Origin of the sequence: Microbacterium sp. BLY (assembly GCF_017939615.1) — a bacterium.
Classification (GTDB): Bacteria; Actinomycetota; Actinomycetes; order Actinomycetales; family Microbacteriaceae; genus Microbacterium.
In genome coordinates this window covers 917909-940286 of sequence record NZ_JAGKSR010000001.1, presented here as the reverse complement: position 1 = coordinate 940286, position 22378 = coordinate 917909, and the positions used below count along the sequence as shown (strand labels likewise).

The 22378-nt window shown below is 71.6% G+C and carries 20 protein-coding genes; 9 read left to right on the top strand and 11 right to left on the bottom strand.

From position 1 onward, the window contains the following. Positions 1-126: 126 nt before the first annotated feature. The 5 genes from KAF39_RS04820 (at position 127) to KAF39_RS04800 (ending at position 6913) form a co-directional block, all read left to right on the top strand. Complete coding sequence (locus KAF39_RS04820) at positions 127-753, top strand: TetR/AcrR family transcriptional regulator (protein WP_210676197.1); 627 nt, start codon at positions 127-129, stop codon at positions 751-753. Beyond that, entirely contained in the window at positions 750-1508 is a 759-nt protein-coding gene (locus tag KAF39_RS04815) for a hypothetical protein (RefSeq protein ID WP_210676196.1), read from the top strand. Before KAF39_RS04820 ends, KAF39_RS04815 begins: the two co-directional genes overlap by 4 nt. Further along, positions 1505-3340 (top strand): YhgE/Pip family protein, encoded by a 1836-nt coding sequence (locus KAF39_RS04810; protein ID WP_210676195.1) that lies wholly within the window; start codon positions 1505-1507, stop codon positions 3338-3340. Before KAF39_RS04815 ends, KAF39_RS04810 begins: the two co-directional genes overlap by 4 nt. A 136-nt stretch (positions 3341-3476) precedes the next feature. Then, entirely contained in the window at positions 3477-6116 is a 2640-nt protein-coding gene (locus KAF39_RS04805) for a penicillin acylase family protein (protein ID WP_374093865.1), read from the top strand. 35 nt (positions 6117-6151) lie between these two features. Then, complete coding sequence (locus KAF39_RS04800) at positions 6152-6913, top strand: alpha/beta fold hydrolase (protein WP_210676193.1); 762 nt, start codon at positions 6152-6154, stop codon at positions 6911-6913. Positions 6914-6927: 14 nt separating this feature from the next. Here the strand turns inward: KAF39_RS04800 and KAF39_RS04795 are convergent, their stop codons facing one another. The 7 genes from KAF39_RS04795 to KAF39_RS04765 form a co-directional block, all read right to left on the bottom strand. Further along, positions 6928-7875, bottom strand: a complete 948-nt coding sequence (locus tag KAF39_RS04795; protein ID WP_210676192.1) for an endonuclease domain-containing protein — start codon at positions 7873-7875, stop codon at positions 6928-6930. Between the two features lie 240 nt (positions 7876-8115). Continuing rightward, complete coding sequence (gene mnhG / locus KAF39_RS04790; RefSeq protein WP_210676191.1) at positions 8116-8505, bottom strand: monovalent cation/H(+) antiporter subunit G; 390 nt, start codon at positions 8503-8505, stop codon at positions 8116-8118. Further along, entirely contained in the window at positions 8502-8771 is a 270-nt protein-coding gene (locus KAF39_RS04785; RefSeq protein WP_210676190.1) for a monovalent cation/H+ antiporter complex subunit F, read from the bottom strand. Before KAF39_RS04785 ends, mnhG begins: the two co-directional genes overlap by 4 nt. Next, positions 8768-9361 (bottom strand): Na+/H+ antiporter subunit E, encoded by a 594-nt coding sequence (locus KAF39_RS04780; RefSeq protein WP_210676189.1) that lies wholly within the window; start codon positions 9359-9361, stop codon positions 8768-8770. The genes KAF39_RS04785 and KAF39_RS04780 overlap by 4 nt, the downstream gene beginning before the upstream one ends. Beyond that, positions 9358-10911 (bottom strand): Na+/H+ antiporter subunit D, encoded by a 1554-nt coding sequence (locus KAF39_RS04775; RefSeq protein WP_210676188.1) that lies wholly within the window; start codon positions 10909-10911, stop codon positions 9358-9360. Before KAF39_RS04775 ends, KAF39_RS04780 begins: the two co-directional genes overlap by 4 nt. Then, positions 10908-11495, bottom strand: coding sequence for a Na(+)/H(+) antiporter subunit C (locus KAF39_RS04770; RefSeq protein ID WP_210676187.1), 588 nt, complete (start codon positions 11493-11495; stop codon positions 10908-10910). Before KAF39_RS04770 ends, KAF39_RS04775 begins: the two co-directional genes overlap by 4 nt. Then, on the bottom strand, positions 11495-14467 hold the full coding sequence (locus KAF39_RS04765; RefSeq protein ID WP_210676186.1) for a Na+/H+ antiporter subunit A: 2973 nt from the start codon (positions 14465-14467) through the stop codon (positions 11495-11497). Before KAF39_RS04765 ends, KAF39_RS04770 begins: the two co-directional genes overlap by 1 nt. A 120-nt stretch (positions 14468-14587) precedes the next feature. On the opposite strand from KAF39_RS04765, the gene KAF39_RS04760 reads away from it, so the two are divergent. Further along, entirely contained in the window at positions 14588-16090 is a 1503-nt protein-coding gene (locus tag KAF39_RS04760) for a hypothetical protein (RefSeq protein ID WP_210676185.1), read from the top strand. 15 nt (positions 16091-16105) lie between these two features. Here KAF39_RS04760 and KAF39_RS04755 read toward each other — a convergent pair whose 3' ends face one another. Next, on the bottom strand, positions 16106-17170 hold the full coding sequence (locus KAF39_RS04755) for a LacI family DNA-binding transcriptional regulator (protein WP_210676184.1): 1065 nt from the start codon (positions 17168-17170) through the stop codon (positions 16106-16108). A 60-nt stretch (positions 17171-17230) separates the two neighbouring features. Here KAF39_RS04755 and KAF39_RS04750 point away from each other — a divergent pair, with 60 nt between their 5' ends. Beyond that, positions 17231-18469, top strand: coding sequence for an MFS transporter (locus KAF39_RS04750; RefSeq protein WP_210676183.1), 1239 nt, complete (start codon positions 17231-17233; stop codon positions 18467-18469). 3 nt (positions 18470-18472) lie between these two features. On the opposite strand, the gene KAF39_RS04745 is transcribed toward KAF39_RS04750, so the two are convergent. Beyond that, positions 18473-19117, bottom strand: a complete 645-nt coding sequence (locus tag KAF39_RS04745) for a response regulator transcription factor (protein WP_210676182.1) — start codon at positions 19115-19117, stop codon at positions 18473-18475. Beyond that, entirely contained in the window at positions 19114-20310 is a 1197-nt protein-coding gene (locus KAF39_RS04740; RefSeq protein ID WP_210676181.1) for a sensor histidine kinase, read from the bottom strand. Before KAF39_RS04740 ends, KAF39_RS04745 begins: the two co-directional genes overlap by 4 nt. Positions 20311-20426: 116 nt before the next feature. Here KAF39_RS04740 and KAF39_RS04735 point away from each other — a divergent pair, with 116 nt between their 5' ends. Next, positions 20427-21257, top strand: a complete 831-nt coding sequence (locus KAF39_RS04735; protein ID WP_210676180.1) for a GAP family protein — start codon at positions 20427-20429, stop codon at positions 21255-21257. A 35-nt stretch (positions 21258-21292) separates the two neighbouring features. Further along, positions 21293-21988, top strand: a complete 696-nt coding sequence (gene nucS / locus KAF39_RS04730; RefSeq protein WP_149084039.1) for an endonuclease NucS — start codon at positions 21293-21295, stop codon at positions 21986-21988. Positions 21989-21990: 2 nt separating this feature from the next. On the opposite strand, the gene KAF39_RS04725 is transcribed toward nucS, so the two are convergent. Next, a complete protein-coding gene (locus tag KAF39_RS04725; protein ID WP_210676179.1) occupies positions 21991-22239 on the bottom strand; it encodes a response regulator in 249 nt (82 codons plus the stop codon). Between the last annotated feature and the right edge of the window lie 139 nt (positions 22240-22378).

Genomic DNA, 22378 nt, shown 5'->3' with positions numbered 1-22378 from the left:
GGTCTCTGCTCTGAGTGATGCGCCGTAGCGCGACGCGTAACATAACACACCGCAGCCCCGAGAAACCTTCATGCCCTCACCCCGAATGATCTTGCACATGTCTGTGCACGTTATTAGCATGGGGGGATGACCACTCGCGCTCTTCGTCGCGACGCGGTGGAGAACCGCGCCGGCATCCTCGCCGCGGCCCGTGCCGCCCTCGCCGCCGACCCGCATGCCTCCGTCGACGCGATCGCCCGGGCCGCGGGCCTCTCCCGCCGCACGCTCTACGGCCACTTCGAGGATCGGGACGCCCTGATCCGCGAGCTCGTCTCCACGGGGGCCCAACGCTTCAACGCCATCGCCGCCACGATCGACGATCCGGACCCCCGCCTGGCGCTCGCCCGCCTGGTCTCCCGCCTGTGGGAGGAAGCCGCGCACATCCAGGTCGCCGCCGCGCTCGCCCTCGACGAAGCCCACGTCGAGCACACCGCCGTCGCGCTCGCCCCGCTGCGGCAGCGCGTCGCCGCCCTGGTGCAGCGAGGCCAGGAGGACGGCGGCTTCCGCACCGATCTGACCGCGCCCGCGCTCGCGCGGCTGATCGAGGAGATCGCCCGCACCGTCGTCTCCCGCACCGACGCACACAGCAGCGGCGCCGGCAGCCTCGCCGTCCGCGCCGTCCTCAGCATCGCCGGGCTCTCCTGGCGAGAAGCGGACGAGCTCCTCGCCACCCATCCGGACATCGTCGCCGACGACCAGGAGGTCCGCGTATGAGGATCGCACTGCACGACGTCAGCAAGGGCCGCGCCGGTCAGGCGCTCCCGACCATGAGCCTCGAGTTCCACTCCGGAGCCGTCCGCTACGCCCTCGCCGAGACCGAACAGCGGCCCACCGTGCTCGGTCTCATCGCGAGCGGGCGGATGCGCCCGGACACCGGTCGCGTGACGATCGACGCCGCCGCGAGCCCGAAGGAGCTGCGGCGGCGGGTCGCCCTCGTGGACGCCCCCGATGTCAGCGACCCGCATCCCGACATCACGCTCGCCGGGATGGTGGGCGAAGAGCTCATGTTCGCCGGGCGCGGAGCCACCCCGCTCCACGCCCGGCGCTGGCTGCGGCGGATGGGCTTCGAAGACCTCGCCTCCGTTCCCGTCGGCTCGGTCGACCCGGCGGCCCGCGTCCGCATCCAGTGCGAACTCGCGGTGCTCCGCGAAGGCGTGGACGGCGTCGTCCTCGTCTCACCGGATCGTCACGGCGGCAGCCCCGACGGCTGGTGGCGCATCGCCGCCGAGTTCGCCGACCGCGGCTACGCCATGCTCGTGATCGTCGGAGGGTCGGCCGCGGTCGCGCTCGAGCGCATGCACGAGCTCGACGCGGTCAACGCCTCCGGTCCCATCGAGCCCCTCGTCCTCGAACGTCCCGACGCCCCCGCGGAGGCGGCGGAGGACCTCGATGACGGGCAGCCGGCCGCGGACGAGGACGACGACCTCGGACACGAAGACGCCTCGACCGAGCAAGGAGAAGCGCGATGAAGATCCCCGCGATGATCGCCGCCGAACTCCGCCGCCTGACCGCGACCCGCATGGGCATCCTCGCGCTGGTGGCGCTGCTGTGCGTCCCCATCCTCTACGGAGGCCTCTACCTCTGGGCGAATCAAGACCCGTACGGCAAGTTCTCCGAGGTGCCGGTGGCCCTGGTGGTCGATGACGAGGGCGCTCCCGCGCCCACCACCGGCACCGACGCGGCGTCCGGCGAGACCGTCAACTACGGCGAGGACGTGGCGGACAACCTTCTCAAGGGCAATGCCTTCGACTGGCGGAGGATGACCGAGGACGAGGCGACGGAGGCCCTCCGCCACGGCGTGGTCGACTTCACCGTGACGATCCCCGCCGACTTCTCCGCCGCGCTCACCTCCGCCGGCGGCGACGACCCGCAGCAGGCCCGGATCGACCTGGAGACCAACGACGCGAACAACTACCTCGCCTCCTCGATGGGGTCGCAGGCGGTCGAGAGGATCCGCAGTTCGGTCGCCCAGATGGTCGGCAGCGAAGCCGCGGAACGCCTGCTCACCGGCCTCAGCGAGGTGCGGGACAAGCTCATCACCGCCACCGACGGCGCGACGCAGCTCGCCGACGGGGCGAGCACCGCCGCCTCCGGCAGTGCGACGCTCGCCGACGGGACCGCCCAGCTCGCCTCCGGCTCCGCCGAACTGGCCTCCGGGGCGCGGACGCTCGCCGACGGCGCGCAGCAGGTCAGTGCGGGAAACCGCCAGCTCGCCGACATCGCCGACCAGGCGGGTGCGGTCGTGCAGCAGGCCACCGATGCGCTCCCCCAGGTGCGGACGGACATCGCCGACGTCCTGTCGCAGCAGGGGCTCACGCCGGACGAGATCGACGACGTGCTCACGCGCCTCGACCCGCTGGGCACGCAGATCCAGGAGGGCAACGCCCAGGTGCAGAACGCGGTCGGCAAGATCGATGAGCTCGCCGCCGGCGCCGCCTCCGTGGCCTCCGGGGCGAACGAGCTGGCCGGCGGCGCCGGCACCCTCGCGTCCGGGGCCGCCGCGGCCAATACGGGAGCCACCCAGCTCCGCGACGGCCTCCAGACCCTGTCGTCCGGCACCGCGGAACTGCGCGACGGACTCGCGGACGGCGTGCAGGCCATCCCCGCCTCGACCCCCGAACTGCGCACCCGGCAGGCCGACACGATCGCCGACCCGGTGAAGGTGTCCAGCGACAAGGTGGCCGCCGCCCAGGACTACGGTGCCGGTCTGGCCCCCTTCTTCGCCGCGCTCTCCGCCTGGATCGGCATCTACGCGTTGTTCCTCATCGTGAAGCCGATCTCCCGCCGCGCCGTCACCGCGCTGCACTCCCCGATCCGGGTCACCCTGGCGGGGTGGCTGACCCCCGCCGCGCTCGGCGGCGTGCAGATGCTCGGGCTGATGGGCATCCTCGCCCTCACGCTCGGCTTCACCTTCGACCACCCACTCGGCACGCTCGGGGTGCTGATGTTCGCGTCGGCGACGTTCGCCGCGATCATCCTCGCGCTCAACATCTGGCTCGGCTCGGTGGGGCAGTTCCTCGGACTCGTCCTCATGGTGCTGCAACTCGTCACCGCGGGCGGCACCTTCCCGTGGCAGACCCTTCCGACACCGCTCGCCGCGCTGCATCACGTCCTGCCGCTCGGCTACGTCGTCGACGCCATGCGACAGCTCATGTACGGCGGCGACTACGCCCGCGCCGGCTGGGACGTGGTCGTGCTCGGGGGCTGGCTGGCCGTGGCGCTCGTGCTGGCGATGATCGGGGTGACCCGTATGACGCACCGCCGCACGCTGCGCGATCTCCAGCCCAGTCTCATCGGCTGAACGCCGCTGCTCGCCGTGGGGCATCCCGCGGCGAGCGCGGTGCGGCTATGATGCGAAGGCGCGCACCCGTGAAACGCGCACTGGGGCTCTGTGGGACTGAGTCCCACCTGTCTACCCGAAAGAGTTCTCGACGATGATGACCGATTCGCCGGCGTCCGCCACTCCCCCGCGCCTCCCGCTGGGCGCCCGTATCGGCCGCATCGCGTTCCTCGTGGTGGCCGCCGTCGTCGTGCTGGCCGTCGCCGCCGCGTTCTTCGTGACGTGGACCATCCAGCGCTCCTTCCCGCAGACGTCGGGGTCGACGGCGCTCGCGGGCCTGAAGGCCGACGTCACGGTGCAGCGCGACGCCAGCGGCGTGCCCACCATCACCGCCGACTCCTCGGAGGACCTGTTCTTCGCCGAAGGGTTCGTGCACGCCCAGGACCGCTTCTTCGAGATGGACTTCCGCCGCCACGTCACCTCCGGCCGCGTCGCCGAGCTGTTCGGCGCCTCCCAGGCCGGCACCGACGCGTTCCTGCGCACCCTCGGCTGGCGCAAGACCGCCGAGGCGGAGGTCGAGGCGATGGACGACGTCACCCGCAGCTACTACGAGGCCTACGCGGACGGCGTCAACGCCTACCTGTCCTCGCGCTCCGGCGCCGAGCTCTCCCTCGAATACGCGGTCCTCGGACTGCAGAACCCCGACTACGAGCCGGAGCCGTGGGAGCCCGCCGACTCCGTCGCGTGGCTGAAGGCCATGGCATGGGACCTCCGCACCAACGTCGAGGACGAGACCGAGCGGGCACTCCTGGCCGCGCAGCTCGCCGACGACCCCGAGGCGGACGTCGACGGCCTCCTCGCGACCCTGTACCCGGCCTACCCCTTCGACCGGAACCCGGTCATCGTTCCCAAGATCTCCACCGTCCCGCCGCTGGAGACCAGCGCCGAGCCCGCGGCCTTCCCCGTCCCCGAAGACGACGGCGGCGCACAGGCGGCGATCACCACGGTCGAATGGCAGGAGACGTCGTCGGTCATCGAAGCGGCCAGCGTGCTCGTCGGAGACGCCGGCGAGGGCATCGGATCCAACTCCTGGGTCGTCTCCGGAGACCTCACCGAATCCGGGATGCCGCTGCTGGCCAACGACCCGCACCTCGGCGCCGCGCTCCCGTCCGTCTGGTACCAGGTGCAGCTCCGGTGCTCCACGGTCGACGAGGACTGCCCGTTCGACGTCGGCGGCTTCTCCTTCTCCGGCCTCCCGGGAATCGTCATCGGGCACAACCAGCGCGTCGCCTGGGGCTTCACCAACCTCACCACCGACGTCACCGACCTGTACATCGAACGCGTCGAGGGCGACTCCTACTGGCGCGACGGCGCGCTCGTCCCGCTCGAGGAGAGCACCGAGACCATCAAGGTCGCCGGCGGGGACGACATCGAGCTCACGATCCGCTCCACCGTGCACGGCCCGATCATCTCCGGCCTCACCGACGACTTCACCGGGATCGCGGACGACCCCGTCCCCGGGCTCACCGCCGAGGGCACCGCTCCGACCGCACCCGGGCCCGACCCCGCCGAGTACGCCGTCAGCCTGCGGTGGACGGCGCTCGACCCCGGCACCGCGGCGACCGCGATCTTCGCGCTGTCCACGGCACAGGACTTCGAGGACTTCCGCCGCGCCGCCTCCCTCTTCGATGTCCCCGCGCAGAACCTCATCTACGCCGACGTCGACGGCAACATCGGGTACCAGACACCCGGGCGCCTCCCGATCCGCGGCGCCGGCGACGGCTGGATGCCGCAGCCCGGCTGGGACAGCAGCTACGACTGGACCGGGTACATCCCGTTCGAAGACCTCCCCGTGGCCTACAACCCGAGCTCCGGCTACATCGTCACCGCGAACAACGCCATCGTCACCGACGACTACGAGCACTTCCTCTCCCGGGACTGGGATCAGGGCTACCGCGCCGCGCGCATCGCCCACCTCATCGAACGCCGGGCCGCCGCCGGGCCGCTGACGGCCGACGACATGCGCGAGATCCAGATGGACGGCGAGATGTGGATCGGCAAGCAGCTCGTCACCGCGCTCACCGACGTCGAGGTCGAGGGCGCCGGTCCGCAGCAGGCCGTCGAGCTCCTGCGCGGCTGGGATGCGCAGAACAGCGCTTCCTCGGCCGCTGCCGCCTACGCGAACGTGCTGTGGTCGCACCTCGTCCAGAACCTCTTCTCCGAACGCGAGCAGCCGCTGCCCATCGGCGGTCAGGGCCGGCTTTTCACGGTGGTCGGCGCCCTGCTGGACGACCCCGCCGACCCCCTCTGGACCAACCAGGAGATCGACGTCGACGGCAGGGACGAGATGCTCGCGCTGTCCGCCGAACAGGCGTACGACGAACTGTCCGCCCTCCAGGGCACGGACGTCGCGCGCTGGAACTGGGGCGACCTGCACGCCCTCACCCTCACGAGCGACACGTTCGGCTCCTCCGGCATCGCCCCCATCGAGGCGCTGTTCAACCGCGGCCCGTACCCGGTCGGCGGCGGCGCATCGGTGGTCGACGCGACCGGCTGGCAGCTCGGCGAGTCCTACGCGACCACGACGGTCCCCTCCATGCGGATGGTCGTCGACCTCGCCGACTTCGACGACTCCACCTGGATCCACCTCACCGGCGCCTCCGGTCACGCCTTCCACGAGCACTACGTCGATCAGACGACGGACTGGTCCACCGGGGTGCAGCGCCCCTGGGCGTTCAGCGCGAAGGCCGTGACGGCGGCCGCCGTCGACACCCTCACGCTCACCCCCGCCGGCTGAGAGGCGCGTGGAGGGTGCTCGGCTAGCGTGGACGGGTGCCCACCAGCTACCTCGCCCCGAAGGGGACGCCGGCCACCCTCCTCGAGTTCGAGCACGCCGGAGCGACCCTGATCGCCGAGACCTTCGGCGACGGACCGCCCACCTACCTCCTGCTGCACGGCATCGGCATGGGACGCAGCGTCTACCTCGACCTCACCCAGCGGCTGCAGGGGCGGGTGATCGCCCTCGACCTCCCCGGCTTCGGTGAGGCACCCGAACCCACGCGCACCCTGACGATGCAGCGGCATGCCGACCTCGTCGCCGCCTACCTCCGCCACGTGGACGCCGACCCCGTCGTGGTCATCGGGCACTCGATGGGCAGCCAGATCGCCGCCGAGCTCGCCGCCCGGCACCCGTCCCTCGTGGCCGGCGTCGTGCTCGCGGGCCCCACCGTCGACAAGGCCGAACGCAACATCGGCGCCCAGGCCCGCTACCTCCTCCAGGACCTCGTGGGCGAGCGTCCCCTCGTCATCTGGCGCGGCGCCCGCGAGTACCTCCGCGGCGGACCGCACCTGATCCGCAAGATGCGGGCCACCATCGTCCACAAGCCGGAGAAGGCGTTCGTCCGCATCGCCTGCCCGGTGCTCGTGCTCCGGGGCGAGGACGACCCGCTGGCACCGATGAGCTGGTGCCAGGACATCCTCGACGCGATCCCGGGGGCCGAGCTCGCCGTCATCCCCGACCACGGGCACGGCACGCTCATCAGCGACTCCGAGCCCGCCGCCCGCCTCATCGAGGCCTTCGCCGCCCGCACCTGACCCCGCGTCGCCGTTCACAACTCAGGAGATCGCCGCGCGTTCGCGCGATTCGGTGGCGGAAGGAGGCTGCGGCCGCCCGTTTTCCTGAGTTGTGAACGTCGAGCGCCGACGAACCGGGGGCCGAGCACCTCCAGCACCTCCCGCAGCGCGTCGCGCGTGCCTGCCGGGTCGGAGAGGATGTCGGCGGCGAGTGGACGGATCGTGACGTAGCCGAGGCGGGCGGCCGCGATGTCCCGCGCACGATCTCGCTGCTGCTTCGCCCATCCCTCGTGAAAGGCACGACTGTCGCACTCCACGATCAGCCATCCGTCGACGACGAAGTCGACGCGACCCACGCCGGCCAGCGAGACCTGCGTCTCGAAGGAGACCCCCAGCGACCGGAGGAGGAGCCGGACGAAGGTCTCCGGTCCGGATTCGGCTGATGCGTCGACGAGCGCGAGCACGGCGCCGAACCGCTGCGGCAGCCCGGCGAAGATCGCGCGCAGCTCGTCCATCGTGAGGAGACGCTGATGGAGCAGGCTGTCCATGGTGGCCACCGACGCGCGAGGGGACTGGCAGCGCACGGCATGGCGTACCGCCGCATCCAGGGAGGTGACGTGCAGCGCACTCGCCGCGACATCCTCAGCCCAATGCACCCTGTGTGCCGCCGCATCGCGACACCCCAGACGCGAGCGATGGGGCTCGACCTGCACGTGCACCCCCTGCGCCTCGAGCACGAACACCCCGAGCAGCCGGAGGAGGGAGACGCAGGTGACGCGACCACCGATCCGGACGGCCTCCGCGACGACGGGGTCCACGTCCGGACGGGCGTATCGGTCTCGGCGCAGTCGCAGCAGCCGCCCACTCCTCACCAGGGCCGTCAGCTCGCGCCCTCTCAGCCCCGAGGCGCGGAGCTCCGCTCGAGTGAACACCGTCGAGGCGAACACCTCGGCGGCGCGCGGATGTGCGGAGTCCGTCTTCACATCCCGGAGGATGCCCGGCGCGGCACGGCAGGACCGGGCGTCGGGCCGGATGTGGACTCGCTGCCCCCGATCCTCCGACGGTGGAGGAGACGAGAAGGCGGCGCCCGTCGTTCACAATTCAGGAGTTTCGGTCCGATATCCGCCGCGGGCGCACGCGCAGCGCGATGGCCGCGCGGTTCTCCTGAGTTGTGAACGGGCGGCGGGGCAGAGGAGCGGTCAGCCGGCGGGGCAGAGGAGCGGTCAGCCGGCGGCGGGAGGGGTCTGCTTCGACTCGGCGAGTTCGTCGACGACGAGACCCCGCTGCTCGATCGTGCCGTTGCGGTACGCCTGACGACCGACCATGTGCGCCGAGAGCGGCGCGGTCGCGAACTGCATGAGCACCACCGGCGCGACGAGCACCAGTCCGAAGAGGAATCCGCCGATCGAGCGCTGTGACAGGGCGATCGCCAGGCAGATGAGCAGCAGGCCGAGCACCTGCGGCTTCGTCGCCGCGTGCAGACGCGTGGGGACGTCACGGAAGTGCAGCAGGCCGACCGCTGCGGAGAGGCAGAGGATCGCCCCGAGCAGGATGAGGACGAGCACCGCCACGTCGACGACGGGATCAGGGATCATCAGACCGAACACGTTCATGGTGTCGTGTTGTCCCTTCTCGCGACGAAGCGGGCGACCGCGATCGACCCGAACACGCCGACCGCCGCGATGATGAGGAGCACCGGGATGTTGCGGGTGTGACCGTTGATGGCCATCTCGGCGCCGAGCACGCACATCACCTCGGTCAGGAGGACGTCGGCCGCGACGGCGCGATCGAGGATCGACGGGCCGCGCACGATGCGGACGACCGCGAGGATCGCGGCGACGGCGAACACGGCGAGGATGATGAGGAGCAGCGTGTTCATCGGGCACCGCCGATCGTCGCCGGGTCGATCCGACCGGCCTTCTCGTCGGCCTTGAGGGCCCGGTACTGGGCCGGGCTGCCGAGCGCACGCACGATGCGCTTCTCCCAGCCGAGGACGCCCTGTCGCTGCATCTCGACGTCCTCCTTGCTGCGCACCCCGATCACGTGCAGGTACAGGATGCCGCGGTCGCGATCGGCCTCGACCACGAGCGACCCCGGGATGAGGGACGACACCACCGCGACGTGCGTCATCACGAGGTCGTCCGCGTACCGCAGGTTCACCGCGACGATGGCGGTGCCGGGCTGCCGGCGGAAGTCGAACACCTGGGCGGTCACCGAGAGCGCGCCGCGGAGGATCGCGAACAGGAACTGGGCCACGAACAGCGCGCCGTACCAGAGGTTGATGCGCCCGGAGAGCTCGACCGTCGGCAGGCGGAACACGCGGGTCACGAAGATCGCCACCACGAGTCCCGTGAGGAACGAGAGCACCGTGAACTGCGCCCACAGCAGCATCCACAGCACGATCAGCCAGGCGAGGAACGGCAGCTGCATGCCGATGTCCCGCCAGACGCGCTTGGTGTCCGGACTCATCCCTCCACCTCGTCTTCCAGCTGGACGAGGTTGACCGGCTGCAGCAGGCCCGCCCCGATACGGTCGCACAGAGCGTACAGCGGTCCGGCGAAGATCGTCAGGGCCACCGTCACCGTGACCATGCCGGCGGTGGCGACGGTCATGATCTTCGGGATGTGCCGGCGCTCCTGCTGCTCATCCGCGGCGGGCGCCCCGGTGAGGTAGGAGATGCGCCCCTCGGTCTCGGTCGAGTCCTCCTCCTCGCGCCAGAACGCGAGGTTCCAGGCCCGCATGAGCGCGTACAGGGTGAGCAGCGAGGTGATGATGCCGCCGAAGATGAGCACGATCATCAGCGGAGTGCCGACCGAGGCGGCCGCCTCGAACAGCGCGAACTTGCCGATGAACCCGGAGAACGGGGGCAGACCGCCGAGGTTGATCGCGGGGATGAAGTACAGCAGCGCGATCACCGGGGCGATCTTCAGCAGCCCCTTGACCCGGAGGATGGACGTGCTGCCCGCCCGGCGTTCGATGAGCCCCACGGCGAGGAACAGGGTGGTCTGCACGACGATGTGGTGGACGATGTAGTACACCGTCGCGCCGATGGCGGCCGGGGTCGCGATCGCGAGACCGAAGATCATGTAGCCGACGTGGCTGACGAGCGTGAACGACAGGATCCGTTTGAGCTCTGCCTGCGCGACGGCGCCGAGGACGCCGACGACCATGGTCGCGAGCGCGATGATGAGCAGCAGCGTGTCGATGCTGTTCGAGGCGAAGAGCTGCGTCTCGGTGCGGATCAGCGCGTACACGCCGACCTTGGTCAGCAGGCCGGCGAACACGGCCGTGACGGGCGCGGGTGCGGTCGGATAGGAGTCCGGCAGCCAGAACGACACCGGGAAGATCGCGGCCTTGATGCCGAAGGCGACCACGAGCATGAGGTGCAGCACGAGCTGCGTGTCCTGCGGCAGCTCCGACATGCGCTCGGCGATCTGCGCCATGTTCACCGTGCCCAGCGCGCCGTAGATCATCGCGATCGAGGCGAGGAAGAGGATCGACGAGACGAGCGAGACGACGATGTAGACCGCGCCGGTGCGGATGCGCGATTCGGTGCTGCCCAGGGTGATGAGCACGTACGAGGCCACCAGGAGGATCTCGAACCCGACGTACAGGTTGAAGAGGTCGCCGGCGATGAAGGCGTTGAAGATGCCGGCGGCGAGGATCAGGTACGAGGGGTTGAAGATCGAGATCGGGGTCTCGTCCGGTCCGTCGGCCACACCCTGACCGATCGAGAAGAGGAGGACCGCGAGCAGCACGACGCTGGAGACGAGCACCAGCAGCGCGGCGAGGCGGTCGACGTAGAGGACGATGCCGAACGGCACCGGCCATCCGCCGACCGACACCGCGAGTGGGGAGCCCGCGTCGACGACGACGAGCAGGACGGCCGCGATGACGGACACGACCGCGAGCGTGGCGACGGTGACGAAGACCTGCAGGCGCGCGTTGCGGCCGAAGACGAGGGTGATCGCGGCACCGAGGAGGGGCAGGGCGACGAGGAGCGGGACGAGCGTGGTCATGACCTGCCCTCCCCGTCTGTCGTCTGGTCGTCCTGGTCCGCGGCGTCGTCCTCGCCGTCGGGTTCAGGCTCCGGCTGCGGCACGGCGGGCGCGTCGTAGGGGGCGTCGTCCTGGATCGCCGGGTTGTCGCGCATGTGGAGGACGGTGATGGGCGCGGTCTGCACGCCCACGAAGTCGGTCGTGGCCTCGTCGTCGTCCGTCTCGGACTCGTCGTCCATGAGGTCTTCGTCTTCGTCGGTGCGCTCGCGCAGCGCGATGTCGGCCTCGTCGTCCTCGACCGTGTCCGCCTGGCCGAGCTGCCACGACCGGTAGATGAGCGCGAGCAGGAAGGCCGAGACCGCGAACGTGATGACGATGGCGGTGAGGGTCAGCGCCTGCGGCAGCGGATCGCTGAGCTCCCCCTCCGTGCCGAAGAACGGGGCGTTGCCCGGCACGCCCATCACGATGAGCAGCAGCAGGTTCGTCGCGTTGCCGAGCAGGAGGAAGCCGATGAGCACGCGGGTGAGGCTGCGCTCCAGCATCGCGTACACGCCGCAGGCGAAGAGCACGGCCATGATCGCGATGAGGGCGAGCGAGACGTCCATCAGCCGTTCCCCCCGGTCCGCGAGGAGAAGTCGACCGCGGTGCTCTCACCGGGGCGGAGGGCCGCCTGCCGGTCGACCTCCGCGCCGAGGCTGCGGAGCACGTCGAGAACGAGGCCGATCACGACGAGGTAGACGCCGATGTCGAAGATCGTCGAGGTGACGAACTCCATGTGCCCGATACCGGGGATCTCCCACTCCCAGAAGGTGCTGGTGAGCGGAGCCATGCCGAAGAACAAGGGGACGACGGCGGTGCCGACGGCGAGGATGAGTCCGGTGCCGAGGAGGCGGCCGGCGTCGGTCGGCGCCGCAGCTCCCAGCTCCCAGCGTCCGCCCGCGATGTAGCGCATGACGAGGGCCATGCCCGCGACAAGCCCGCCCGCGAAGCCGCCGCCGGGGAGGTTGTGCCCGGCGAAGAGCAGGAAGATCGACACCACGATGATCGTGTGGAACAGGATGCGGACGATCACCTCGAGGAGGATGGACCGGTTCTCCGGCTTCATCTTCTGGCCGCCGACGAGCCAGGCCCGCGGAGCCGAGCGATTCTCGGCGGTCTGGAAGCGCACGCCGTCGGTGGTCTCGACGAGCGGGCGGCTGCGGGCGGACTTGCGCACAGAGCGCGGCAGGGTCTTCGTGGCCGCGAGGAGGTCGGCGCGGTGCGTGACGAACACGAGCGAGGCGACACCGGTGGCGGCGAGCACGAGCACCGAGAGCTCGCCCATCGTGTCCCACCCGCGGAGGTCGACCAGCGCCACGTTCACGACGTTCTTGCCGTGGCCGATCTCGTACGCGATCTCGGGGAAGATCGCGGAGATCGGGTCGGCGACCCGGGACTGGGTCGCGACCACCGCGACGAACGCCATGGTCAGACCGACGCCGATGCCGAGCAGCGCCCGGGGGATCCGGCTGACGGATTCGTTGTGCTCGCCCATCCGCGCCGGCAGACGGCGGAGGACGAGGGCGAACGTCACCATCGTCACCGTCTCCACGAGGATCTGCGTGAGCGCGAGATCCGGTGCCCCGCTGGTGGCGAAGAGCACGACCATGCCCAGGCCGGTGACCGAGGCGAGCACGACGCCGGTGTAGCGCTTGCGGGCCCGGACCGCCACGACGCCGGCGACGGCCATGATCGGCGCGACGGCGAGCTGGGCCGGCGTGTGCCAGAGCGAGAGCTGATACCGGTCGATGTCACTGGCGACCAGGGCGGTGACCTCCGCGGCGACGAAGACGACGAAGATCGTCCCCACGTAGACCGGGAGCGAGCCCCGCTGGGTGATCGTCGTGCTGAGGACGGAGAGGCGGTCGACGCCGCGCATCACGGCGTAGTAGACGTCGGCGGCGGTGAACGGCAGCAGGCGCGGGCGCCGGTCCCACCCGGTGCGGCGCGTGAGCAGGAAGAGCCCGATGCCGAGCAGGATCGACAGGATCGAGATGCCGAGCGCGGGCTCGAAGCCGTGCCAGAGCGCCAGGTGCCCCGGCCCTTCGACGGCGGCACCCTCGTGGTCCAGCCCCGGTGTCGCCGTGAGCGCGTACGGCTGCAGCGCGATGTCGAGGGCGGGGGCGCCGATCCCGGCGGCGAGCGTGACCCCGGCGAGGATGATCGGGGCGGAGAGGAAGCCGACCGGCGGGTCCGGCCAGACCGTGTCGGGCTGGCGCTCACCGTCCGCATCCCGCTTGGTCCAGAAGGCCCCCCAGAGGAAGCGGACGCCGTATGCCGCGGTGAGCATGGAACCCAGGGTGACGCCGATCAGCGCCACGAGCCCCCAGACCGAGCCGCCGAGGGCGTCGTCCAGGAGGGCCGTGAGCGTCGACTCCTTGGCGACGAATCCGATCGTCGGAGCGACGCCGGCCATCGAGGCCACGGCGATGAACGCGGCCGTGGCCATCACCGGCGCCTGACGGCCGACGCCCGAGAGCTCGGTGACGTCACGCGTGGAGAGCTGCCGGTCGATGACGCCGACGATGAGGAAGAGCGCCGACTTGAACAGCGCGTGCCCGATCACGAGCGCGACACCGGCGAGGGCGGCGGCCTGCGTGCCGTAGCCGACGACGACCGCGAAGAACCCCAGCTGACTGACCGTGCCGAAGGCGAGCACGCGCTTGAGGTCGGTCTCGCGCAGCGCCTGGATGCCGCCGAGCAGCATGGTGAGGATGCCGAGGGTGAGAATGATCGGCCGCCACGTCGGGCTGAACGCGAAGACGGGCGCGAAGCGCGCGATGAGGTAGATGCCCGCCTTCACCATCGCCGCGGCGTGCAGATAGGCGCTGACCGGGGTCGGCGCCGCCATCGCCCCGGGGAGCCAGAAGTGGAACGGGAACAGGGCGGACTTGCTGATCGCCCCGATCAGGAGCATCACGATCGCGGCGTCGACGATCGGGCCCGTCGGGGCGAGCGCGAGGATCTCGCGGATGCTCGACGTCCCGGTGTCGACGACCAGCAGCACGACGCCGACGAACATCACCAGTCCGCCCAGCGTGGTGACGAGGAGAGCCTGCAGGGCGGCGCGACGGCTCGCGGCACGACGGCGGTAGTGCCCGATGAGGAGGTAGGAGAGGATGCTCGTCGCCTCCCAGAACATCACGAGCATCACGAGGTCGTCGGTGAGGACGAGCCCGTACATCGCGCCGGCGAAGGCGAGGAGCACGCCCGCGAACTGCCCGATCCCGGCGGCCTCGTCGTGGAAGTACCAGCGGCAGTAGAGGAGCACGAGCGCCCCGACGCCGGTGACGATGAGGGTGAGCACCCAGCCGAGGACGTCCATGTTCATCGACAGGTTCAGTCCGAGCTGCGGGATCCACGGCACGGAGACGAACGGGACGGGCCCGTCGAGCACCTGCGGGGTGAGCACCAGCGCGTGGACGAACGCGGCGGCCGGGACGAGGGCCGCGACGGCGAAGGCCTGAGCTCCCAGCCAGCGCACCAGAACGGGCATCAAGAGCGACCCGAGGAGGAACACTGCGAGGAGCATCAGCATATACGCGGCTCCTCGGGGGCTCGTCGGCCTTGCGGCTCAGGCGGGCGGTGTCCGTCCAGTTTACCGGGCCGAGAGGCCTGTCGGCGCCGCGGGGTGCGAGATGCGTGCCAGAGTGGTCGCATGCGGCGGGTCTGGAGACGCGAGCTGGCGGGCTGGGCCGCCGCTCTGGGCCTGGCGCTCGTGGTGGTGGCGGCGCTCGCCTCGTCGCCGCGATCCGCCCTGCTCTTCGACGACGGCGACTCCCTGATCGTCGCGCTGGTGGCGCGTTCACTCGCCGACGGAGGCGGGGGCGACTGGGCGATGTCCAGTGTCCTCTTCCTCCCCGAGATCGCCGTGTTCGCGGGCCTCGACCTCGTGCTCCCCCTGCCGGTGGACGGGGTGCTCGCCGCGAACGCCGTCGCGAATCTCCTCGCCCTGTACGGCGCGATCCGCCTCGCCGCGGGCCGGCGGCGGGCGGGGGCCGCGCCGGTGGCCTGGTCCGTCGCCGCTCTCGCGGTCTTCGGCCTCCTCGTGCTGACGGAGACATCGCCGTCCCGCGATGCGCTCGAGCTCGCGTCCCTCCTGCTCACCACGACCTATTACTCCGCCACGGTCGTGGGGGTGGTGCTGGCCGTCGGGCTGTCGAGACGGTCCCTCGACCATGCGGGCCGCGGTGCGGCCCTACCCGTCGCCCTCGCGGCCACGGCGGCCGTGTCGACGCTGAGCAACCCCCTCTTCGCCGCCTGGGCCACGGTGCCGCTCGCCCTGGTGCTCGCCGGTCTCGCCGTGCTCCGCCGCGCCGACCGCCGCCGCGCGCTCGTGCTGGTCGCTCCCCTCGTCGGCGGCACCGTTCTCGGCTTCGTCGCTCGTATTCCGTTCGCGGCATGGATCGCCAACACAGGCGACGGTTACGTGCAGCCGGCGGAGTGGATGCACGCGGCCGGCTACTACGGCGGGCTGGCCGCCGCGCGGCTGTCGACGCCCGCCGGGGTGCTCGCGGCCGTGCTCGTGCTGGCCCTCCTCGGGCTCGCCGTCGTGCGGACCGTGCGGACCGCGGACGCCGGCGGCCGCCTCGTGTCCGCCGCCGCGTGGGTCCTCCCCCTCGTCGTGGTCGTGGGTGGCATCGCGGCGGGGACGCACGCCGCCCGCTACCTGCAGCCGCTCGCCTTCGCGCCCGTCCTCGCCCTCGTGGCCGTCCCGCGCGCCGTGACGCTGCGACCAGCGCTCGCCCGCGCCGTGGCCGCCGGCGTCGGCGTCGTGCTCCTCGTCGCCGGAGCCGTCGCCGCACCGCGGATCGTCCAGGCGGCGACGACGCCCGACCCCGACCTCGCCTGCGTGACGGACTGGGTGGACGCCTCGGGACGCACCGGCGCTGGCCAGTTCTGGACCGTGCGGCTGCCGAAGCTGCATGCGGCCGACGCGGCCCGGCTCGTCCAGGTCGACCATGAGCTCCGCGGGTACGCATGGCTCGTGGATCGGCGGGACTTCGCGGTCGGTACGGTGTCGTTCCTCGTCGAGGACGCGCAGACCGTCCCCTGGCACCTTCCGACCGCCGGGGAGCCTGCGGCGGTCATCGAGTGCGGGCGGTACCGCATCCTCGATTACGCACCGGAGACGCTCCCGCTCGGGCCCGCGCACTCCTGAGCGCGGACCGACCGTTCAGCGCACCGGTGGCGGCGCGGTGGTGGTGCCAGCGCGGAAGACGCAGTGCAGGTCCTGCGTGCGCCCGGGCTCGCCGCGGAGCATCCGGGCGACTTCCTCCCCCGCCGCCCTGCCCTTCTCGACCGCGGGCTGCACGCTCGTGGTGAGGGTGAGGTCGCCCAGCCCGTCGAGGGGGATCCCGTCGAACCCCGCGACCGAGAGGTCTTCGGGCACGCGGAGGCCGAGCTCCTCCGCCGCGCGGATGACGCCGACCGCCAGCAGGTCGCTCTGCGCGAGCACGGCGGTCGGGCGGGTGTCGGGGTCGCTCAGGAGCAGGCGTCCGACGAGGATGCCCTCGTCGATGAGACTTCCCGCCGCCGAGATCGCCGGAGCGTCCGGGAACACCTCCCGCACGCCGGCCAGACGATCGACGGTGACGTCGACGGTGGCGTGAGCCAGGCGTTCCGGGGTGATGAGCGCGCGCTCGCGCTCCGCGTCCAGGGCGAGCGTGACCAGCGCCACGTCGCGGTGGCCGAGGTCGCGCACGTGGCGGGCGATGTCGGCCGAGGCCGCGACGTTGTCCAAGGTGATGCGCGGCACGTCCAACCCGGCGTCGCCCTCGATGACGACCACCGGCAGGCCGCGTCCGCGCACGATCTCCAGGGAGGTGCGCGTGCGCGCGGAGCAGCCGATGAGCACCACCGCGTCCACGGGGGCGCTCGCGATGGCGGCGCCGTCTTCGCCGGGCTCGTCGCGCATCAGGAGGATTCCGGCGCTCAGCTCCGCCAGCCCGTCAGTGAGGCCGTCCATCATCGCGGTGGTGACCGGATCGAGGAAGGCGGCGCGGAGGTGCCCTTCCAGGACCACGGCGACGATCCCGCTGCGGCCGCGGCGCAGCGAGGCGGCACGCGGGTCCGGTCCGGTGTAGCCGAGCGCGGTCGCCGCAGCGAGCACGCGGTCGCGGGTGGCGGGGGCGACCTTGGCCTTGCCACTGAAGACCACGGACGCCGTCGACGTGGCGACACCGGCCTCGCGCGCGACATCCGCGATCGTGGGTCGGCGCGGGGTCTCCCTGCTGCTCATACTCCGAGGATAGCCCGGTTCGGTTCCCTGAGGTCGAATCGATTCGATAGGCTGTCCGCCATGGACACCGCCCTCACCCGCTCGCAGTTCGTGCGCTGGCGCACCGCGATCTTCGCCATCTTCCTCGCCAGCGGTCTCTCGATCGCGACCTGGGCCTCCCGCGTGCCGGGCATCAAGACCGCTCTCGACCTCGACAACGCCCAGGTCGGGCTGATCCTCCTGGGCATGGGCGTCGCGTCCATCCTCGGCATCTCCACGAGCCCCGCCGTCATGGCGCGCACCGGGGCGCGGCGCGGCATGCTCCTCGCAATGCTCACCTTCGCCACCGGCATCGCCCTCGTCGGGCTCGGCGCGACGGTGTTCGGATCGGTGCCGGTGGTGCTCATCGGCATGGTGCTGTTCGGCTTCGGCAACGGCTGTGTCGACGTGATGATGAACGTCGAGGCGACGGCGATCGAGCAGCAGATGGGGCGCACGATCCTGCCCGTCTTCCATGCGTTCTTCAGCTTCGGCACCGTGCTCGGTGCGGGGATCGGCGCCCTCGCGGCGGCCCTCCGGATCGATGTGGGTACCCACGCCGTGGCGATGGGCGTGCTGATCGCGGTGATCGCCGTCGTCTGCTTCTTCCAGGTGCCCGTGCGGGAGGCCGCGCTCGACCCGGAGAACCACGAGAAGCCGCCGTTCCGCGAGCGCATGCACACGGCGCTCGAAGCCTGGCGAGAGCCGCGCACGTACCTCCTCGGCACGGTCATGCTCGGCATGTCGTTCGCGGAGGGCGGCGCCAACGACTGGATCGCCCTGGGCACCGAGCAGGGCCACGGCTTCACGGAGGGATCGGGTGCCGTCGCGCTGGCGGTGTTCTCCGTGGGCATGACCGTGGTGCGGCTCTTCGGCGGACCGCTCGTCGACCGCTTCGGCCGCGTCCCGGTGCTGCGGGTCCTCGCCGCGACCGCCGCCGCCGGGATCCTGCTCTTCATCCTCGCGCCGTCCCTGCCACTCGTCCTCGTCGGCGCCGCCCTGTGGGGCATCGGCGCCTCGCTCGGCTTCCCGCTCGGCATGTCGGCGGCGGCGGACGATCCGGTCAAGGCCGCCGCCCGCGTCAGCGCCGCGGCAACCATCGGCTACGTGGCGTTCCTCGGCGGACCTCCCGTGCTCGGCGTCATCAGCGAGCACATCGGGCTGCTCAACACGCTCTTCATCCTGGTCGGGCTCGTGGTGCTCTCCGGGCTCTTCTCCGGTGCCGCCCGGCCGCTCCGCGCGGACGAGAAGACGCCCGTCGCCGGCGCGGTCGACGGCTGATCGTCAGTCCTCGCCGCCGCGCACCAGCGCGGCGGCGTGCGACCGGCTGCGGGCCCCGAGCTTGGTGAGCACGTTCGACACGTGGGTCTTCACCGTCGGCACCGAGATGTGCAGGCGCGTGGCGAGCTGCGCGTTCGACCATCCCTGGAGGATTCCGTCGAGCACGTCGCGTTCGCGGGGCGTCAGCTCCGGCAGCACGAAGCCCGTGGACGGCGGGGGATCCGTCGGCGCACCGGCGACCGCGGCGAGCGCGCGGCGCGTGACCCGGGGGTCGAGGGCGCCGTCACCGGCCGCCACCGCACGCACTGCCTGCACGAGCGTAGGAGCATCGACGGTCTTCAGGAGGAATCCGACGGCCCCGGCCCGGATGGCCGCGAGCACGAGATCGTCTTCGTCGAAGCTCGTCAGCACCAGGACGTCGCCGAGTCCGCGCTCGACGATCTCGCGGGTGGCCGAGACGCCGTCACGCCCCGGCATGCGCAGGTCCATGAGGACCACGTCGGGGCGGAGCGCGGCCGCATTGCGCACCGCCACCTCCCCGTCTGCGGCCTCCCCGACCACGATGATGTCGTGCGTCTCGAGCATGATGCGCAGGCCGGCCCTGATCGCCCCGTGGTCATCGGCGAGCAGGACGGTGGGCGCCGTCATGCCCGTACCTCTGCCGGGAGGCGGGCTTCGACGAGCCAGCCGTCGGCCTCCGGTCCGGCCCGGAACGTGCCGCCGAGAGCCGTGACGCGTTCCCGCAGCATCTGCAGCCCCCAGCCGTCGCCGCCCTGCCCGGCCGTCGCGGTGGGCGCACCACCGCGCGATCGCACCACGACCCGTGCCGCGCCGTCGAGCGCGCCGATCGTCACGTCGACGGCGGCGCCGTTCGCGTGCCGGACGCAGTTGCCGAGCGCCTCCCGCACCACTCGCACGACCGCCTGCTCCCGCCCGCCGCCGAGCGCACCCGGGTCGTCGGCGGTGAAGCGGACGTCGAGTCCGGAGCGCCGGGCCTCCGCGACGAGACGGTCGAGATCGGCCCACCCCGGCGTCGGGGCCAGCGCCCCGTCCCCCCGGCGCAGCACCCCGATCATGGTGCGCAGCGCGCCGTGCGCGTCGAGTCCCGCATCCCGCACCGCCTGCAGGGCGGCGCGGTCGTCGGCCCGATCCGGCGGGGCAGCGAGCGCCGCCTCGGCCCGGATCGCCATGGCCATCACATGCCCCGCCACCACGTCGTGCAGCTCCCTCGCCATCGTCTCCCGCTCGCGCTGCACGGCCTCGGCGCGGTCGCGGGCGGCGGTGGCCGCGGCATCCTCCGCGCGCTGCCGATGCAGCTCCGCGAGCTCGTGCGCCTGCGACACCGCCACCGCCCACCAATAGTCGGTGCCGAAGATCGCCCCGAACTGCACCGCGAAGAAGACCGCGACCGGGGGTGTCGCCTCCGAGGCGAACAGCGCCCCGAGGAACAGGGCGACGGTGGCGGCACCGAGCAGGGCGAGCAGCACCCGGCGGCCCCGAGGGCCGGCGAGGAAGGCCGCGGTCCACAGCACGTCCAGCAGGACCACCAGCGTGCCCACCCCGCCCACGGTGAAGAGGTCTGCGACGAAGAGCGCGGCCACCGCCGCGAGCACGGTCCACGGGTGGCGGCGCTTGCCGAGGGCGAGTGCGCAGGCCGGGAGCGCCAGCGCCAGCGCCCACCACGGCGAGACGCCGTCCGGCAGGAGCGAGAACGGCCCCCAGATGCCGTGGAAGCCGAGCGCCGCCATGAGGGTCGCGAGCAAGGCCATGCCGGCCGGGTCGACCCACCACCGGTGCCGCCGGTACCAGGCGGCGGTCCCTCCGTCGGCCGGATCGTGCATGACCTCATGCAACCACGCTCCCGGCGGCGTCGCATCCGACCAAAGGATGAGGAGGGGCGCACGGCCGCGACTTTCGCCCGATCCGCCGAGGCGGCCGCGCCGGGATCGTGGAGGCCATGGAACTCTTCGGCGGGCTGCCGCTGCCCCTGTCCCTCGCCGTGCTGGCCCTCATCGACGGCCTGAGCGTCGGCACCCTGCTCATCCCCGTCTTCCTCCTGCTGCACCCCGGGCGGGTGCGGGCAGGGCGGATCCTCCTCTACCTGGGTACGATCGCGGCCTTCTACCTCGCGGTCGGGCTCCTCTTCCTCTGGGGCATGGTCAACCTCGTGGATGTCGCCTCCGACTTCCTGGGCTCGCCCACGGGCATGATCGTCCGCCTGCTCGTGGGCGTGGCCCTGCTCGTCGCCGCGTTCGTGATGCCGACGACGCCGGCCGAGACGGCGAGCGCCGTCCCTGCGGCATCGACGGGGATGGCGGCGGGCGGCGGGCAGGCGGCGACGCCGGAGGCGTCTGTCCCGCTTCCGCCGGCCTCCCCCGCGCCGCCGGTCGCCCGGCCCGGCCGGATCACCCGGTGGCGCGCGCGCCTGCTGGACCCGACGACCCGCGGGTTCGCGGTGATGGCTGTCGCCATCGCCGCGGGGCTCGTCGAACTCGCGACGATGCTGCCCTATCTCGTGGCCATGACGATGCTCGCGGACGCCGGCGTCGACACCCCGTTCCGGGTGCTGTCCCTGGCCGGATACTGCGCGCTCATGATCGCGCCGGCCGTCGTCCTGCTCGTGCTGCGACTGGTGGCGGCACCGCTCGTGCAGCGGCCGCTCGAGCGTTTCGCGGCCTGGATGGAACGGACGGGAGCCGAGAACACCGCGTGGATCATCGGCATCATCGGGTTCCTCATCGCGCGCTCCGCCGCGACCGAACTCGGGCTCTTCGACGCGTTCCTCTGACCTGCGCACGGCCGCCGACGAAGTAGGCTCGTCGGGTGCGTCTCGTCATCGCCCGCTGCTCGGTCGACTACACCGGCCGACTCAACGCCCATCTTCCGCTCGCCACCCGCCTGCTCGTGCACAAGGGTGACGGGAGCCTGCTCGTGCACTCCGACGGCGGCAGCTACAAGCCGCTGAACTGGATGAGCCCGCCGTGCGCCCTCTCGACCGAGGAGCCCGGCGAGGAGGAGGCCGGAGCCGGCGTCGTCGAGGTGTGGCGCGTGACCCACAAGAAGACCGGCGACGCCCTGCGCGTCCAGATCTACGAGGTCATCCACGACTCCAGCCACGAACTCGGCATCGACCCCGGCCTGCAGAAGGACGGCGTCGAAGCCGACCTGCAGCGTCTCCTGGCGGAGCAGGTGGAGCGCATCTCCGACGGGGCCACGCTCGTCCGTCGTGAGTACCCCACGGCCATCGGACCGGTCGACCTGCTCGTCCGCGATGCGAACGGCGTGGCGATCGCGGTCGAGGTCAAGCGCCGCGGCGACATCGACGGCGTCGAGCAGCTCACCCGCTACCTCGAGCTCCTGGGTCGCGACCCCCACCTCGCCCCGGTGCAGGGCGTGTTCGCCGCCCAGGAGATCAAGCCGCAGGCCCGCGTCCTCGCCGAGGATCGCGGGATCCGCTGCCTCGTGCTCGACTACGACGACATGAAGGGCATCGAGTCGGGCATCCCCCGCCTCTTCTGACCTCAGCGCGTTGAGACCAGGCGACGCTGCGGCCCCTCCAGCCGCGCGATCGCGATCTTCACCTCGGTGAGCTCGTGCTCGATCCGGTCGAACTTCGCGTCCTGGATCGCGAACCTCGCGTCGACCTTCGTCTCCATCGCGGCGAACCGCGTGTCCATCCGACCGATCATCCAGCCGAATCCGCTGATGATCGCGACGAGAGTCGTCGCGGCCGTCGCCAGCATCGTGATGACTTCCACCGACACGTACATGCCCCCATTCTCACCCGTGATCCCGCCGCTGTCACGACTCTAGATCGGCGTGAAGGGCGTTACCGCGTTCGGTGGATGGACCCGCTTCGTGCACACCTGTGCAGGATGGGCGGGCACCCGTTCGCGGGACCCTAGGCTG